The 17,305-nt window shown below is 45.6% G+C and carries 17 protein-coding genes; 4 read left to right on the forward strand and 13 right to left on the reverse strand.

Annotated elements, in window-relative coordinates; all coding sequences use genetic code 11:
- Positions 1–129 precede the first annotated feature (129 nt).
- Complete coding sequence (locus tag NSS87_RS05700; RefSeq protein WP_042185362.1) at positions 130–861, forward strand: ZIP family metal transporter; 732 nt, start codon at positions 130–132, stop codon at positions 859–861.
- Positions 862–943: 82 nt separating this feature from the next.
- On the opposite strand, the gene NSS87_RS05705 is transcribed toward NSS87_RS05700, so the two are convergent.
- Both NSS87_RS05705 and NSS87_RS05710 read right to left on the reverse strand, forming a co-directional pair.
- Complete coding sequence (locus NSS87_RS05705; protein WP_042185364.1) at positions 944–1,936, reverse strand: aldo/keto reductase; 993 nt, start codon at positions 1,934–1,936, stop codon at positions 944–946.
- Between the two features lie 91 nt (positions 1,937–2,027).
- Complete coding sequence (locus NSS87_RS05710) at positions 2,028–2,876, reverse strand: AraC family transcriptional regulator (RefSeq protein WP_076283977.1); 849 nt, start codon at positions 2,874–2,876, stop codon at positions 2,028–2,030.
- 202 nt (positions 2,877–3,078) lie between these two features.
- On the opposite strand from NSS87_RS05710, the gene NSS87_RS05715 reads away from it, so the two are divergent.
- Positions 3,079–3,747 (forward strand): general stress protein, encoded by a 669-nt coding sequence (locus NSS87_RS05715; protein ID WP_076299198.1) that lies wholly within the window; start codon positions 3,079–3,081, stop codon positions 3,745–3,747.
- An 86-nt stretch (positions 3,748–3,833) separates the two neighbouring features.
- Here the strand turns inward: NSS87_RS05715 and glpX are convergent, their stop codons facing one another.
- The 4 genes from glpX to NSS87_RS05735 form a co-directional block, all read right to left on the reverse strand.
- The gene (gene glpX, locus NSS87_RS05720; protein WP_042185368.1) at positions 3,834–4,829 is read right to left on the reverse strand and encodes a class II fructose-bisphosphatase; all 996 of its coding nucleotides are present in this window, start codon (positions 4,827–4,829) and stop codon (positions 3,834–3,836) included.
- A gap of 41 nt (positions 4,830–4,870) precedes the next feature.
- Positions 4,871–5,677, reverse strand: coding sequence for a pyruvate, water dikinase regulatory protein (locus NSS87_RS05725; protein ID WP_339245467.1), 807 nt, complete (start codon positions 5,675–5,677; stop codon positions 4,871–4,873).
- Positions 5,678–5,689: 12 nt separating this feature from the next.
- On the reverse strand, positions 5,690–6,346 hold the full coding sequence (locus NSS87_RS05730; RefSeq protein ID WP_042185371.1) for a helix-turn-helix transcriptional regulator: 657 nt from the start codon (positions 6,344–6,346) through the stop codon (positions 5,690–5,692).
- 142 nt (positions 6,347–6,488) lie between these two features.
- Entirely contained in the window at positions 6,489–7,421 is a 933-nt protein-coding gene (locus NSS87_RS05735) for an EamA family transporter (RefSeq protein ID WP_042185373.1), read from the reverse strand.
- Between the two features lie 161 nt (positions 7,422–7,582).
- Here NSS87_RS05735 and NSS87_RS05740 point away from each other — a divergent pair, with 161 nt between their 5' ends.
- Both NSS87_RS05740 and NSS87_RS05745 read left to right on the forward strand, forming a co-directional pair.
- Entirely contained in the window at positions 7,583–8,992 is a 1,410-nt protein-coding gene (locus NSS87_RS05740; protein ID WP_042185381.1) for a PLP-dependent aminotransferase family protein, read from the forward strand.
- A gap of 133 nt (positions 8,993–9,125) precedes the next feature.
- Positions 9,126–9,809, forward strand: a complete 684-nt coding sequence (locus NSS87_RS05745) for a hypothetical protein (RefSeq protein ID WP_339245471.1) — start codon at positions 9,126–9,128, stop codon at positions 9,807–9,809.
- A gap of 531 nt (positions 9,810–10,340) precedes the next feature.
- Here NSS87_RS05745 and NSS87_RS05750 read toward each other — a convergent pair.
- From NSS87_RS05750 to NSS87_RS05780, 7 genes are all read right to left on the reverse strand, one after another.
- Positions 10,341–11,750, reverse strand: coding sequence for a nucleoside recognition domain-containing protein (locus NSS87_RS05750; protein WP_042185383.1), 1,410 nt, complete (start codon positions 11,748–11,750; stop codon positions 10,341–10,343).
- Positions 11,728–12,459 (reverse strand): FeoB small GTPase domain-containing protein, encoded by a 732-nt coding sequence (locus NSS87_RS05755; protein WP_042185385.1) that lies wholly within the window; start codon positions 12,457–12,459, stop codon positions 11,728–11,730. The genes NSS87_RS05750 and NSS87_RS05755 overlap by 23 nt, the downstream gene beginning before the upstream one ends.
- Positions 12,456–12,710, reverse strand: coding sequence for a FeoA family protein (locus tag NSS87_RS05760; RefSeq protein ID WP_042185387.1), 255 nt, complete (start codon positions 12,708–12,710; stop codon positions 12,456–12,458). Before NSS87_RS05760 ends, NSS87_RS05755 begins: the two co-directional genes overlap by 4 nt.
- A gap of 274 nt (positions 12,711–12,984) precedes the next feature.
- Complete coding sequence (locus NSS87_RS05765) at positions 12,985–13,443, reverse strand: SRPBCC domain-containing protein (RefSeq protein WP_042185389.1); 459 nt, start codon at positions 13,441–13,443, stop codon at positions 12,985–12,987.
- A gap of 101 nt (positions 13,444–13,544) precedes the next feature.
- Complete coding sequence (locus NSS87_RS05770) at positions 13,545–14,501, reverse strand: YafY family protein (protein ID WP_339245476.1); 957 nt, start codon at positions 14,499–14,501, stop codon at positions 13,545–13,547.
- Positions 14,502–14,588: 87 nt separating this feature from the next.
- Positions 14,589–16,532 carry an ABC transporter permease gene (locus tag NSS87_RS05775; RefSeq protein WP_339245479.1) on the reverse strand — a complete coding sequence of 648 codons (1,944 nt, stop codon included), beginning with the start codon at positions 16,530–16,532 and terminating at the stop codon, positions 14,589–14,591.
- Positions 16,507–17,277, reverse strand: a complete 771-nt coding sequence (locus tag NSS87_RS05780) for an ABC transporter ATP-binding protein (RefSeq protein ID WP_339245482.1) — start codon at positions 17,275–17,277, stop codon at positions 16,507–16,509. Before NSS87_RS05780 ends, NSS87_RS05775 begins: the two co-directional genes overlap by 26 nt.
- Positions 17,278–17,305: the final 28 nt, after the last annotated feature.

A 17,305-nucleotide genomic window follows, 5' to 3' on the forward strand; every position in this document is an offset into this window, starting at 1 on the left:
GGTATGAATCGAGCCTATGGGGGTCTTTTTATGATTAGCGTACTATTCGGAAAAGCTATATAGAAGTAATAATACTTTTTGTGTTAACATATGTTGGTCTATCAGAATTGTAATGAAGGAGTTGAAGGTTTGGAATCTGCGCTTATTGGCAGCTTTGTATCAGCAATGGCTACGGTTCTTGGAGCGTTTCCGATCCTGTTCGTGAAGAGGTTATCTGAGAAATGGAAGGACGTTCTAGTTGCTTTTACTGCAGGTATAATGGTATCAGCTTCTACATTTGGACTCATGCCGCAAGCGATTAAAGAATCGGGGATTATCGCATTAACCTTGGGCCTGATTACAGGAGTTCTACTGCTTGATTTAATTGAAAAGAACATCCCGCATATCGACGTGGAGAATAAACCCGGATATACCAATATGGATTCGAAGGCGTTGCTCGTTTTGATTGCGTTGTTCATTCACAATATACCAGAAGGTCTTAGTACGGGATTCAGTTATGCCAGTGAGCAGGCGAGTCTGGGTCCCACCGTGGCCATAGCGATTGGTGCACAAAATATGCCTGAAGGATTGATTCTCGCAGTCTTTCTGATGAACTCTAGAACAACTAAGTTAAAAGCATTGGGAATCGTTACGCTTACCGGACTTATGGAAATGGTATCTGCGGTTATTGGGTATTTTACGGCGAGTTACCTACAGAATGTAGTGGGCTATGGTCTTGCTTTTGCAGCCGGGGCTATGCTATTCATCGTCTACAAGGAACTTATTCCAGAGAGTCATGGTCATGGTTACGAACGGCCTTCGACGTATTCGTTTATCTTTGGATTATTAATTATGGTGTATATCACGCAGATATTTGGGTGAGTAGGGAAAAAACGGCCAATGAAGTGCCAGAGCAGCTTAAGCTACCTGACCTCATTGGCCGTCTTTATGGTTTAATCTATAATTATCCTCGCAAAATCGTCTCAATTTGCTCCAGCTCTTCTGCACTTAGCTCTGGTGCATTCAAGGAGGCGACTGCATCTTCAATCTGGCTCACCTTACTTGCACCGATCAAAGCTGAAGTGACTTTACCTCCGCGGAGTACCCAAGATAACGCTAGCTGAGACATTTTTTGTCCACGTGCAGCAGCAATCTCGTTCAGTTTGCGAACTTTAGCGATCTTCTCTTCCGTAATGGCATCTTCGGACAGGAATACACTTGGTCCAGCAGCGCGAGAATCAGGAGCAATTCCGTTAAGATAGCGGTCGGTCAGAATGCCTCCTTGTAGTGGAGAGAACACAATCGATCCGATACCCTCCTCAGTTAATACATCCTGCAAGCCATCTTCAATCCAGCGGGACATCATGGAGTAGTTAGGTTGATGAATCAGGCATGGCGTTCCAAGTCGACGCAGAATTTGTGCCGCTTCGCGTGTCTGTTCAGGGTTGTAATTCGAAATCCCAACATACAGCGCTTTACCTTGACGTACAATAAGATCCAGCGCAGCCATAGTCTCTTCCAGTGGTGTATTCGGATCTGGACGGTGGTGATAGAAAATATCTACATAATCAAGGCCCATACGTTTCAAGCTTTGGTCTAGACTGGAGACGAGATATTTCTTGGAGCCCCATTCGCCATAAGGACCGGCCCACATATAATATCCGGCTTTAGTCGAGATGACCATTTCATCACGATAAGGAGCAAGATCCTTCTTAAGGATTTGACCAAAGCTTTCTTCTGCGGAGCCAGCTGGAGGACCGTAGTTATTAGCGAGATCAAAATGAGTGATTCCAAGATCGAAAGCTCTTCTTGCCATGGCGCGACCATTCTCGAATAAGTCGTTTCCGCCAAAGTTATGCCAAAGTCCTAGCGAGATCGCCGGAAGGAGTAGGCCGCTTTTTCCAGTGCGGTTATATTTCATATTGTCATATCTGGTAGCGCTTGCGTTATACATCATTATTTCCTCCTAAAAAGACTTATTTCTGATTACGTTACGTCCTTATTGTAGCGAAAGATCCCGGACAAACGTATGTCAGCAAGGAAGAAGTTTATAGCACAATGTCATTTTCGAGATGACGAATACGGTATTCTTTTGGAGAACAACCTTTCACCTTCTTGAACATTCGCGAAAAGAGTAAGGGGTCCTGATAGCCGACGGAACGCGAGATCTCACCGATAGTACAGAGGGTTTCTGTCAGAAGCTCGCATGCTTTAGCGACACGGTAATTCAATAAATACTGCTGTGGTGGCATACCAATGGTCCGTTTGAACAAGGAAGATAAATATTTGCGATCCAGCTTGAGAGAAGAAGACAGCATTTCCACCGAAATGTTCTCACAATAATGTGTATGCAAAAAGTGGAGACTTTGCTCGACGTAAATACTCTTTTGACGCGGTAAAGGTAGTACATCCGGAACAGCTGGCACCGCTTGTAGCAAGAGGGAGAAAAACTCATACATGATCGCTTTTAGCGGTAGGTCAAGACAATCCGAATTGTCGGCTGCTTCTGTCAGGCGTTCGTAGAGATTAGGCATAAGCTGTTTATCCATCGGGAAGATTGGCTGCTCAGGGGTCAAGGAGGTTTTGGATAAAATATATGATACCTGTTCTCCGGTAAAGGCTACCCAGGAATAGATCCAAGGATTGGTCAGGTCCGCTGCATAAGAAGTAACGATATGAGGGTAGGTAAGAAAAGCTTGTCCCGCTTGCAGGATATGGGTTTGTTCACCCACAGATACCTTTCCAGTTCCCTCATGAATGAAATGTATTTTGTAAACGTCACGAACTCCGGGTCCGAAAAAATGCCCAGGTAGACACTGCTCCCGCCCCCAGTAATGGAGATGCAGATCGGGATTACCTCTGAAGGGACGCTCAGAATTATAATTAAATATCGCCATGAATGCTTCAGTCTCTTTCTTTTATAGAGTTAACCAAGGGCAAATTTGCCCGTCTTCTTTTATTATACAGTATATTTTAGCAGGGACATTACTTGGAATACTTTATGAATTCTGAGATAGAAGTTTATCCCTGCCCAGTTTGGTTAAGTAAGCTATGAAGCTGAACGTATGAGCTAACTTCGATCACTAGGAGGTAATGGAGATGAATAAGAGAATAGTGGGTGTCTTTGCTGCCGAATACGAAGCTTCGAGGGCTATTGAAGAGTTGAAACGTCAAGGCTGCAGAACAGAGGACATATCGATTATCGCGAGAAATTCAGAGAGTGCGGATACGCTTAGAGATGAATCAGGGACCCAAGCGCCGGAAGGAATAGCTACTGGTGCAGCTACGGGTGGTCTGCTGGGTGGATTAACTGGGCTCTTGATGGGGATAGGCGCTTTGGCTATTCCAGGCATCGGGCCGATCATTGCAGCCGGACCGCTTGCGGCAACACTTGCTGGAGCGGCAATAGGTGCAGGCAGCGGTGGATTAGTTGGCGGTCTTATTGGACTAGGCATTCCTGAAGAGGAAGCCAAGCGTTACGATAACTACGTAGATGAAGGCCATATTCTTGTAATGGTGGATGTGGAGGGCGAGCAGAAAGAGGAAGAAGTGAAGCGGATCTTCGTACAGCATAATAGTCTGAATGCAGACCGTTTTGAGGATATTGCGAATATGAATACAGCTGAAAATCGAAATTATGATGGCAGTGTAAAGGAAAGCGATGCGCTCAGAGCCGCTGATCAACAAGAGGCGAGAAATTTGGCTCAAGCTACCGGAACCATGGATGCCATGGATACCTTAGCGAGTGAGCGCATTAGAAATAAATAAGAGATGATTATCTATTTAGTAATAAAAACAGACTATTTCACTAGCCAAGGGTGAGCTGGTGAGATAGCCTGTTTTTTTGTGTAATGCTATAGAGAGGCAACATTCTGTCTAACGGTTAGTCCATCCGGTATTTCTTTGCCAGGCAGGAAATGAATGCTACGGATGTAGCGGATTGTTCGACTCTGTGCCCGCATGATGACCGAATGCGTCTCAGCGCGCTCTTTGCCGATAAAACGGACACCGTTCAGGAATTCACCTGAGGTGACGCCAGTGGCGGCAAAGAGTACGTCGCCTGTGCCAACCATGTCCTCCATGTATAACACTCGCGTAGGATTAGAAATTCCCATACGGACACAGCGCTGCTGCTCAAGAGGTCCATCGGGAAGCAAACGGCCCTGCATTTCTCCACCAAGACATTTCAGTGCGGCAGCGGCAAGGACGCCTTCAGGTGCTCCGCCCGAGCCCATGTACAAATCGACATCGCTATCCGGCAGGGCTGCTGCAATAGCGCCAGCCACATCGCCGTGACCGAGTAGCTTAATCCGTACACCCGCTTCTCGAAGACTATGAATGAGCTCCTCATGCCGTTTGCGGTCAAGTACCATTACGGTTAGCTCGGAGAGGGACTTGCCACTGAAGAGGCATGCTTTCTGGAGAGTGACCTCCACAGGGTCTTCAAGACTAAGCTTCCCGGCAAGCTCAGGACCGCAAGCGAGTTTCTCCATATAAATGTCTGGAGCATGCAGCAGGCTGCCCTTATCTGCTATGGCAATCACGGATTGGGCATTGTGAAGACCACAGGCCACCACTTCAGTGCCTTCCAGAGGATCGACGGCTACATCGACAGAAGGACCCTTTTGATTCCCGACTTTCTCGCCAATATAGAGCATTGGAGCATCATCCATCTCTCCTTCACCAATGACGACCGTTCCGTCGATGGAGACGGAATCAAACATGGAGCGGATGGCAGTCGTGGCTGCATCATCTGCCGCATTTTTATCTCCCCGCCCGATCCAGCGAGCTGAGGATAATGCACCTAGTTCAGTTACCCGTACAATCTCAAGAGCCAGTTCGCGATCCATTCTAATTCCCTCCAGTACATCCCATAAATTTTAACTGAATGTTAGATATAACCCATAATAATACCAGCGGTTTCTTCTATAGCTTTGTCGGTAATATCGATTACAGGACAGCCTAGCTTATTGAACAGAGAAGAGGCATATTCCATCTCCTCTGTAATCCGCTCCAGACTTGCATATTGGGAGCCAGTCGGTAACCCAAGCACCTTCAGCCGCTCGGAGCGAATCTTCAGCATATACTCCGGCTTCATGGTTAGTCCGATCAGTCGGTTCGACGGCAAGCTTAGCAGCTCTTGCGGAGGAGCAATTTCTGGAATAAACGGATAGTTAACGACCTTTTTCCCCCGATGGGCCAAAAAGATACTAAGTGGTGTTTTTGAAGTACGGGACATCCCTAGTAGAACGATATCGGCCTTCATCATAGCGCCGAGATCGCGACCATCATCACAGGCAACTGTGAATTCGATAGCCTCCATACGGCGGAAGTAGTTCTCATCAAGCTGGTGCAATAAACCCGGTCGCTGCTGAGGAGCGTCGTCAAACGTATCAATGAAAGCTTGCATCATTGGGCCCATGATATCGACGATACGAAGGTCAAGCCGTACAGCCTCTTCTTTAATCATCTCTCTTAGCTCCGGCTGCACCAGCGTATAGACGACAAAACCTTTATGCTGCGCGGCTTCTTCCATAAGCTTCCGGAGCTCATCTTCATGTCTAATGTTCCCGTATCTTTTGATGGTGATCTGCTGATTCTGGAATTGATGAATGACGGCCTGCACGACAGCTTCCGCCGTATCTCCTATAGAATCTGAGCAGATCGTTATTAGGTTGGAAGATTGCTCGATGCTCATGAATTCCTCCTGTTATCCTTTGGCTTCTAGTTCGAGGAGAAGTTTTACGATAGCAGTTTTCGTCAAGCGTCCTATGACATCCAGTTTCGTACCATTGTCTTCTGTGGCGCTGGGAACAACTACCGGTAAACTATCTACCTCGTGAAAAATCATTTTATGTGCGGCATCAAGCACTGTCTCATCTGGTGAAGTTGTGACTACTTTGGGCTGGCGTGTCATGACCATGCTTACGGGCATAGAGACAGCACCCGGATTGCCAAGGGTTACTTTCAGGAAATCCTTACGTGAAGCAACACCGGTGAGCTTGCCTTCTTCGTCACAAATAATAAGGGTGCCAACATCCTGTAGAAATAGCGTAACTACGGCATCTTGAACCGTAGTAGTCTCACGGATAATAATAGGTACACTTTGAATCTCTTTTACCTTTGTCTCCTGCAACAAATAATTGCTTCCCAGACGATTAGATGATTTGAGTCCCGGGAAGTAACCGACTTTAGGTTTAGCATCGATATATTTGAGCATAACCAGAACAGAGAGATCGGAGCGAATCGTTGGCCGTGTTAAATTCAGACATTCGGCAATCTGTTCGCCGGTAATCGGAGCTCTTTTGTTCACAATATCAATGATTTCTAGTTGACGTGATGTCAGTTCGATCGCAATTCCCTCCACTTCAGATAAAAAGGCATTCCTCTTTAGAAAAGAAGCGCCGTTAAGCGAATCCTCCTTTCATATATGAGTCATATATAGATGTTTTTAATTTAACTTGGTTATATAATACGCAATAGTGCTCATAATTGCAATATATAGTACGTCATATATTCATTTTTTTTGACGCAGATGTTCGGACCCTACGCTTTAACATTAATTGTTTCAAGGCATCAGCATTGACCAGGATGGTCCCAGCAATGATAGTGAATACACCGAGGATCGTAACCCAATTCACGGCTTCATGATAAAAGAAAAAGCCAACCCCTACGGCAATCGGTGGAGAGATATAGAGCCAGGTAGAGGGAAACACAGGATTTGTCTTAGCGACGAGCCAGTAGAACAACGAATGACCGACCATCGAGCCGATTACGATTAGATAGAGCAGTGAACCTGCGATTTCGTAAGAGAGCAGAAACTCAGGATGTACATTTTCGGTGGCTAAGGAAAGAATGAATAACAGCACTCCACCATACATCATTTGGGCTGCATTTAGTGCGATTGGAGAGACCTCAGGCATACTGTTGATTACTTTTTTAGAATAAATCGCACCTACTGCGTAACAGCATTCCCCAATGAGGACAGCTGCGCAGCCGATGAGCCATAACGGTGAAATATCTACGACAAGATTAGGAAGAACGAGCAGCAGTACGCCGGTCAACCCGATGATACAACCATATAGGGAGATGGCAGGTGCTTTTTGTCGAAGAATAGAAGTTTGGAGCAACAGAATCATGATCGGACCTGTGGCAGAGAGTACAGCTGCTAACCCGGAAGATACATATTGTTCAGCCCAGTAGAGACCTGCAAAGGTGCCAAAGGTTAACGCAGATCCGGTGAAGAGCATTTCTTTACGCAGGAGCAGGGAGAAGCTAGCTTTTCGTTTCCAGACCATCCATAGAAATAGAACAGCGCCTGCAACAAAAAATCGCAAGCCTGCTGAAAAGAAGGGCGGCGCACCGGCATCCACACCGATTTTGATAGCTAGAAAGGTCGTGCCGAAGATCAGACATACAAGTGCATAAGCGAATAAGATCATTTTGAAAGTCCCCTTTAGTGTGTGTATATAACGATCCTTGAACCAGTTCGTTAATCATATAGGGGAGAACACAGAACAGATGATGTTGAATAGAACAGATGACTTCGAAAATCGTGTACAATACTGTAAATAGGAGTTGTTCGGAGAGGAGTTGCAGTGAGGTGAAAAAGTCAGCGAGCGTGGAGAATAATCATCCCTTGTTTCGGCAGGTATATGAATTTCTAGTGAATCGCATGGAGCGAGGGGAGTGGGGGGCACATGATAAGCTTCCTTCTATACGGCTGCTGGCGGAGGAATTACAGGTACATCGACTGACAGTATTCAAAGCGTATAGAATGCTGACAGAGGATGGAAAAGTTTATGTAAAAGATAAATCAGGTTATTACGTATCGCCTGTTAGCTTGGTTCCTATTGTAGAAAAAGGAGCAGCAGTGACTGCCTATGCGCTCACTAATCCTCTTTCGGATATACAGAGAATGCCTGCTAAGTATCAGTTCTCACAGGCGCTGATTGATCCAGGTCTTTTGCCAAATCTTTTTCTATCCGACTATGTCAAAAAAGTGTTCGATTTATATCCCAAGGTCATGGGGACGTACTCTTCGGTTCAGGGAGATGAGGAGTTACGGGAGACGCTAAGTCGTCATTTTCGGAAGAAGCATTGGCTACAGTTATCTTCGGAAGAGCTGCTTATTACTTCAGGTGCGCAGCAGGCGATCAATCTGATTGCACGAATTGTGCTCGGGCCTATGGACACGGTGCTTGTGGAGCGACCAACCTACAGTGTGGCCATGGATATTTTTCGCCGGGAGGGGGCAAGGCTGGTTCCGGTGGAGATCACTCCGATGGGCTACGACTTGGAGGAAGTTGAAGCGCTGATGAAAAAGCATAGACCGCGCATGTTCTATATCAATCCGACTCATCATAACCCAACTGGATATACGGTGCCAGCGCAGCAACGTAAACTGTTGGTCGAGCTTGCTGAGCGTTATCGCTGTCTACTGGTAGAGGATGACCCATTTCGCGATATGTATTTTGAAGAGGAGCCCCCGCCGCCTTTTTTTGCTTATGATACGGAGGGCTGGGTGATTTATATTAGCAGCTTCAGTAAATATGTAGCCCCAGGCTTACGGATCTGTGCGGTGGCTTGTCGCTATCCGTTTATGGAGCGCTTGATCACGGCCAAATCACTCGCGGACAATGGTACTCCGCTGCTTAACCAGAAGATATTCCTACATTACTACACGTCATCACGTTTGCAACAGCATCTCGGTAAGCTACGCATTGCACTTCAGGTGCATAAGGAGATTGTAGAGGAGGAGCTGGCTGGGACTGGGTGGGAGTGGACGCCTCCGCAAGGGGGCTTGAATTTATGGGTGAAGCTGCCGGACCATCTTTCGGCGGATCGACTGTTTGTCTCAAGTATGGCCCAGTCTATTGCTTTTGTGCCAGGAGAGTTGTTTGATCCGCTTGGTGAGATGAGGTCGAGGATTCGAATAAGTTACTCCTTTGCAAGCGAAGGGGTGCTACGTGAGGGGATTCAGCGGATGATTGCAATTGCGCGGGGGTTATGAGTAGGTACAGTAGACATGAGGAACTAATGAAGACTATTTAGGATGGAATAGATTAGACTTGTATAACTTGTTTGGAAATTGTTGTAACACTTTCTTCTTCTGTTCCGTCTGTAGAGTAAAGAAGGAGGTTATTATGATGGTTAAGGCTAAGTTACGCAGTCCACTTACGATGTTCCTAAGTATAACGTTAATATTTATGGCCTTGCTGACGGTGCGTCCCTCCGTTACTTATGCGTGTTCCTGTGTTGTACCTGCGGAGCCACTTGAGGCGCTGGAGTCAAGTTCAGCCGTCTTTACTGGGAAAGTAGTGGACAAAAAGGAGCCAAAGGGGACTATAATCTCATCTGCGGATCCAGTAAAAGTAACCTTTGAAGTCGATTCCAGCTGGAAAGGAATTAAGGGGAATAAAGTTACCTTGAGTACTGCTTTATCGTCTGCCAGCTGTGGGTTTGAATTCGTGGAAGGGGAAAGTTATATCGTCTATGCATATGCTAATGACGAAGATGACTCTGGTAAATTAGAGGCCAGTTTATGCAGCCGAACGAAGCTGCTTGCCTCGGCATCAGAGGATCTGAAGGAGCTTGGACCTAGTATATCGGCAGGTACTCCTACAGCTTCTCAGGAGGTAACATCAAACCATTCGCCGAAATCCGAAACTGGGAATAATGGGGCGACTGAAGTTGAGGGGAAACCAGCTGCGGAGAGTGACTCTTTTCCACTTGTGAATGTAGGGATCAGTGGAATCATTATCGTTTTGATAGCGATAGCTGGCGCTGTACTCTACCGTCGTAGAGATGGTGGAACGCGTAAGAAATAACGCTATAACTGTAGGTTCACGTTATGTCGTGATGAAATAAGCGGTCGCCCGGGAGTTGTTCGGGCGACCGCTTATTTGTTTGAGCTGACCTTAAATAGGTGGTGGGCGGTGTGGGTACTGGTGCTTAAGTATAGCTCGGGTCATCAAAACTCGAAGTAAGTGAAATCCTTCTTAAAATTGTCGTGGTTTACTCGATATTATCGATAATTAGGGAAAATCTCCCTGATTTAATCGTATTTTACTCTATATGATCGATAATTGGGGAATTCCTCCCTAAAATTCTGCGGAAATGCCCTGTTTTTCCTATAATCGACTATTTATTAGGGAGAATTTCCGCAAAAAGTTTAATTTGCGCTTATAAAGTTCGAATTTGGGGGAGAATTTCCCTAATTATGAGTTCAAGGAGGGCAGAATTTTGTGAAATACGGTGAACATTAGATGTTGTAAGGTGAGACAAGGTAAATTTAGCTAATGTAAGTTGAAATCAGTTAAAGTTCGCTGCTGTAAGATGAATCCATGCTACAAGCTTCGTCACACCCACCCGAATAACCGAGCAAGCTGAGCGACAGCAAACGTAACACCAATGGCGATGCCGAGCGGGATGACTGCTGAGAGAACAGCCCATTTCATGCTTTTCGTCTCCTTATAGATGTTCACGAGTGTAGTGCCGCAAGGATAGTGGAGCAGGGAGAACAACATCATATTAAGTGCGGTCAGCCAAGTCCAGCCATGTGATAAAAAGACATCTTTGATGCTGCCCAAGCTGTCGATATCGACCATAGCTCCTGAGGACATATAGCCCATAAGCAGAATGGGCAGTACGATTTCATTCGCAGGAAGTCCTAGAATAAAGGCCATGATGATAAAGCCATCCATGCCGAGCATGTGTGCAAAAGGATCGAAGAATGCAGCCATATGATTCAGGACAGAATCTCCACCAACAAACAGGTTGCCAAGAATCCAAGTGATAATACCGGCAGGGGCAGCAACGACGATGGCACGAGTAAGTACGTTAAGAGACTTATCTTTAGAGGAAATAAGTATGGTCTTCCAAATTTGTGGACGACGATAGGGCGGGAGCTCTAGTGTATAATGCGTTGGAACACCGCGTAGCGCAGTTTTGGACATGACCCAGGAAACCGTCAGAGTAACGATGATGCCGATCAGCACCATCCCCATAAGTACGGAGGCGGTGGTGAGGGTACGGAGTGCGCCTGTCGTAGCCGCTCCTGCCATGAATAAGGAAGACAATAGAATCAATGTCGGCCAGCGGCCGTTACATGGAACGAAATTGTTGGTCAAAATCGCGAGCATCCGTTCACGCGGCGATTCGATGATTCGTGTGGAGAGGATGGCGGCGGCATTACAGCCGAAACCCATAGACATGGTCAAAGCTTGCTTGCCGTGACCACCTGATTTTTTGAACAACCGATCCATGTTAAAAGCAACCCTCGGCAGATATCCGAAATTCTCAAGCAGCGCAAACACTGGAAAAAATATCATCATTGGTGGCAGCATGACGCTGATGACCCAAGAGGTTCCTCGATATAATCCCAGAACAAGTACACCGTGTAGCCAAGCGGGGGCATGGATCGCCTCAAATCCGGCAGTGAGATAGCCTTCGATGAAGCCGAAGAAGGAAGCAAGCCAGCTTGAAGGATAGTTGGCGCCGGCAATCGTAATCCAGAACACGATACCGAGGATGGCGAGCATAATGGGGAATCCCCATATTTTTGAAGTTACGATATTATCTAGCTTATAAGTGCTGTTCAGCTTCTTCTTATCCCTATAGGTGACTGCATCCCCGCAGATGCCTGCGGATACGCCATAGATACCACTGACAATCTCATCCCGTATCGCTCCGCCGTCAGCGAGCTTTTTCGCGGTGGACAGCAAGGAATCTAGAGGATCTAATCCCTTAGTGATATGCGGTGACTCCATGACCGATGACCTCCTTTGCTTCAGGTAATTCTTTATTCTTCATATTCTCTTTAAGTGAGGTAAGAAGGCTGTCATCACCATCTAACAGGCGCAATGCAATCCAGCGGGCCGGGTATTTGCTGCCAATGGTTTGTTCTACCAGCGGTGTAAGCTCTGCAATTCCTCGTTCAATCTCCTCGTTGTACGTAATACGCAGTGGCTGTGCAGTGAATGCGCCTGTAGCCACTCGCTCCACCTGATCCAATAACGCCTCAATACCGATTTTATTGCGAGCCGATATCGCTACAACAGGCACGCCGAGACGTTTGGAAATACGTTTTAGATTGATGTCGATACCGAGTTTACGGGCTTCATCGATGAGGTTGATGCAGACTACAGCCCGCCCGGTAATCTCCAGCACTTGTAAGGCAAGGTTGAGATTTCGTTCTAGCGAGGTAGCGTCAAGAACAACTAGTGTCACATCGGGCTGTTCAAAAATAATATAATCTCTAGCCGCTTCTTCATCAGCAGAATTCGAGTACAGCGAATACGTACCAGGAAGATCTACTGCGAGGTACGTATGGTCCTTATGCTTAAACTCGCCTTCAGCAGTAATGACGGTTTTACCTGCCCAGTTTCCTGTATGCTGGCGCATGCCGGTCAGCAGATTGAAAAGCGTGCTTTTGCCAGTGTTAGGATTGCCTGCAAAAGCGACTGTGAAATGACTCATGCTTCTACACCTCCGATGACTTCTCCAAATATTAAAGAGCTTTCTTCTCTACGTAATGCAATGGTCGTGTTGCTTACCCGAAAAGCTATAGGATCTCCTAAGGGACTACGCCGTAACACCTCAACGGCATTACCGACTACAAACCCGAGATCCAGTAATCTTCTTCTAAGCACACCCTGAACTTCAATGCCGCTGATACGCAGTGTGCTTCCTTTAGCCGCTTCTGATAAAGGAATACTAGCTCCAGACATTAGATCCCCTTCTTTCATTTATTATTATTTGTATTTTTATGGTTATTATTTTGTGCATTGGAATTTTTCTTGTGGTCTGACACAATATTAGTATATGCGAACAACTTTGTCCCTGCAACAAGAATGTTTCCCTAAGGCAAAATTAATTTAGGCGCAAAAAAGCCCCTAACGGAAAGAAGGCTTGCGCTCTCCAGCCGAGGGGCTAAGGTTGAGTCAACTTATAGGCTTGTCTTTAATTGGAATAGTCTGATCCAAGTTTTTATTAGTCGTGAAGTTATGTCCAGCTTCCAAAATCAAGCGTGCGTCCAGTCTCTACTAAAGTCTTGGTATTACTTAGAACCTGCCACCAAGCGCTGATGCTGCCTGCATACGAAGGATCTTCAGGATGCCATTCATCATGGATAAGCGTGAGCTTAGTAGTTCCGCCCACTGGTTCAAGCAGCCAAGAAATACGCGATTCATATCTTTCATATCCTTTATGATAGGAGGGGCCGACCTTATGTGTGAAACGCAGTGCTTTTTGTGGGGTGAACTCCAGCAGAGTCCCATAGACATGCAGCGTTTCATCTCCATCTGCACCCGGTCCGATGTATTCCAGTAATTCTCCTTCTTTGAAGGTTGAACGAATAACGCTGCCGTAATAAATCTGCTTCGTACCTTCCGGAGAGATTAAGGTTTCCCATACCTGCTCAGGTGTTCCGCCAATATAAAATTCATAGTGTAGTTCCTTCATTCGTTATTCCTCCTTGATTTATAGGTTCATTTATTCCCTCAGACTCATTTACACTATACAAAAGGATCACTGACAACTACGGTCAGTGATCCTAAAGTAATTTATGTCTTATAATGAGCTGCTAAATTGGAGGCTATGGAGGCTAGTCTTTCTCTTAGTGAGGAAGGCTTAATGATGCGTAATGTGGTTCCATAAGGCAACAAGAAATAGGGTGCATAAGTCAGTAAAGAAGTTTCGTCCACTTGAAAGCGGGCTTGTCCTTCCATGCGCTGTACCAGCGTATGTCCGAACAACCAATGGCTGCATAGATCATTCAAGACTCCCTCGTCGGATGCGATGACTACTGTAACTAGTTTCTCTTCAGTATTGCGTGCAGGCAGTAAGCTCTTTAACAAAAAATCACGTGCAGAGAAGTCAGCAGGACGAGCGAACACAGCTTCTGTACGATGTAGTTCAATGATTCTATCCACCCTGAAACTACGAATTTCATGTCGCTCGTGGCAGTAAGCTACGGTGTACCATTGGCCCTTCCAGAGTACAAGTCCGTAAGGATCAATGGCACGGGATGATTTGGTTTCTCCATTACCCTTACGATATTCCATTTGCAGGGTGTATCCGTTCGCTGCCCCCAATTCCAATTCTTGAATCAGATGGCTAAGCGACGGGGAAGGAGAATGGATCGTCTCAATGCCATTCTCATGGCGCTCCATTTGTTCTAATTGCTGGGCATTGCTATATCTTTTTAGCTTGGATAGGGCTCGGTCCAGAGCTTCAACATAAGGATATCCGGTGCCCCTGGCAAAAGAAGAAGCTTGTAGAAGGGCCCGCTGCTCTTCGGAGTCAAAGAATAATGGCGCCTCAATAAAATGCTCCGGTAAGCTGTAACCGCCACCAGGCCCGCTATCCGCAATAACGGGTACACCACTGATGCATAACGCATCGATGTATCTGTACACAGACCGAACACTGATCTCTAACGCTTCCGCTAGTTCTCCGGCGGTTCTTCCCCGCTGCTTAAGCATCCAAAGAATGGATAACATATGATCAGCCTTGGACATAAATTCGGAACCTCCTTGCTAGGTTTATTGAATAATATAGCAAGTGTAACGTGAGAGTCACTGTTCCGCCAACTGAAGAGAAGTCTTTTATACCATTATTTTTTTGAGACTATGAATGTAACGAGATCGAGCAATAATGAAATAGAGGGTCTGCACAGCAAGGAATGTACCGGATGTAATTAGTACGGGAAGAGTTACATCGGTGATATTCATTTGCTTCAGTATGGGACGAATCACGACAAGGGTCTGAATGGTGGCAATCACAATCGGAATATAAAAGAGCACAGAAATTTGTTTGGTAGCAGAAGCTGACATTTCTTTTGTACTTAAACCGATTTTGGATAAAGCATTGTACATTTGTTTGTCCGTATTCAGCTCGGTATGAAGCTTAAAAAAGAGAAAGCTGGCCGATGAAAGCGAGAAAATCAGCGCGATAAAAATGCCAATAAAACTAAATATGGCTGTTCCCTGTTTGGTTGATAAATAGCTGTCTGCTCGTGCTGTAAGTAAGGCGTTGTATTGATGGTTAGCACTGTTGGATGCTTTACTCCACTGGATAAGTTCTCTGGTGATCACAGCTTCAGGGGAGTTATCCTCAGGAGTAGGGCCGTCCCATGCTGGGATTTTATATAGGTATCTCACATATGGCCTGGTGTATTTCCCTGCTGAAGAAAACTTCTCATAGAAGCCGTCATCTACGATTAAGAGTGAGCTTGCCATGGGGTCCATTGGATGTATCTTGGGAGTTCGCAGTTCTTTTAGCAGCAGCTCTTCATCTTTCTGATTTTTCAAAAGAACCGTTTGATTAGCAGCATAATTCTGTGTCTGGATATGAGGGCTCAGCAGTAATACAGCTTCTTTCTCAGATAAGGGTCCCACTTCGGGCACATTCATTTGAGGAGCCAATTGATTGAACTCTGACCGTGAAATGATATCAATGTTAAGTATGGTTTCTTTATCGATTCCTTGAATGGAAGCGGAAATTAGATCAACTTTATTCTCTGTATACTCGACTTTGGCATTCTGTAATTTATTATGGATGTGTCCTAAATCAGGCATCTCTCCCTTTGGATTATAATTTGAATAATTCATTGCGAAGGAGGTTTTTTTATAGTGCTCCGTGTTCGCTTGATTGATGGACAAAAGAAATCCTGAAGCCATACAAGCAATCGAGGTAACTACCGTAACAAGAAATAACATTCTTGCATTGTCTTTGATCTTGTAGCTCATCTCGGAAATCCACAGCAGATTGGTTCCACGCCAAAGCCGTTTTCTGCTTAGCTTAAGCAATCGTATTCCTAGTACGGACAGCTGAGAGTAGAAAAAATAGGTTCCCGCAATACCTGTAACAGCAGCGACTAGGAGTGAACTGGGAGACAATTGCTTCCGTATAGCGAGAGCGCCGATGGTCAACAGTAGAAATCCGAAAAGCGAGAACAAGAAGGAGACACGAGGCTCTTTTTTAGGCTTAACATTTCCCTTAAGCAGTTCAAGGACTTGATGCCTGCGAATGAACAATAATGTGAAGATCGAAATGACCAGAAATAATGAAATGAAAGAGATAGAAGTAATTATTAACGCCTTCATTGGCCAATAAAATGGCAGTGGCTCCATGCCCATAATTGTCGTGCTTAGCAGCAAGAACAGCTTGGATAAAAGCATGCCAAAAGACGTACCTGTTACTATAGAGAGCATCCCGATCAGCATATTTTCTATAAGAATCAGCTTGTTGATCTGGCCGGGGCGTGCGCCTAAAATCATCAGTATGCCGAACTCCAGATTACGCATTTTCAGAAACGCACTAATCGAGTATAGAACGAAAAAGAACGCAAAGATAAACACGATATAAGAAGCAATTTGCATGCCGGAGGCTGAATTGGCACCCAGCGCGATGTTCGTAATACTAGGGTGGTAAATAAAGACTGAATAAGAGAAAAAGATCATGACCATAAAAGCACTGCTTAAGAAAAAGGCAAAATAAGCCCGTGAATTGCGCCGCACATTGTTAAACGCGAATTGAGGAAAGTTCATGACTATTCCCTCCCCAGAATGAAAGTGTATCGATAATCTTTTGGAAGAAGGCCTGACGGTTATCTCCCCGGTGAATTTCTGCCGCCAGTTTGCCATCTTTTATAAAGACGATTCGATTACAGTAGCTCGCTGCCAGTGGATCATGCGTTACAAGCATTAGCGTCGTGCCCTCTATGTGGTTAATATTCTCCAGCGATTCCATTACCGTCCGTGAAGAGTTGGAGTCAAGCGCACCTGTAGGCTCATCGGCCAATATAATCGAAGGGGAGGTGATGATTGCCCGGGCAATTGCGGTCCGTTGACGTTGTCCCCCTGAAATTTCATAGGTGCGTTTACTAAGAATATCGGTAATGTTTAAGCGTTCTGCGACGCTTTGAAGCAAGATCTCCATCTGCGAGAGTCTACGGTTATCCAGAGTTAGGGGCAGCACAATATTCTCAGCAACGGTTAATGTCTCAAGCAGGTTAAAGTCCTGAAACACAAAGCCTAGTTGTTTGCGGCGAAAATGGGCGAGCTCTTTTTTATTCAAAAGATATGGGTTGCTGCCATTGATATTCACCTCGCCAGAGGAGGGATTGTCGATCGTGGAAACCATGTTAAGCAGTGTTGTCTTGCCGCTACCGGAGGGGCCCATGATGCCTACAAATTCACCTTTTTCAATATTAAGATGGATATCGGTGAGGGCTTGGGTCGCTATTTTGCCGGGGTATACCTTATGAAGTCCTTTGACCTCTAATACATTCATATCATACATTCCTTCCAATACAAAAGTG

The organism is Paenibacillus sp. FSL F4-0243, assembly GCF_037963295.1.
GTDB lineage: Bacteria > Bacillota > Bacilli > Paenibacillales > Paenibacillaceae > Paenibacillus_AQ.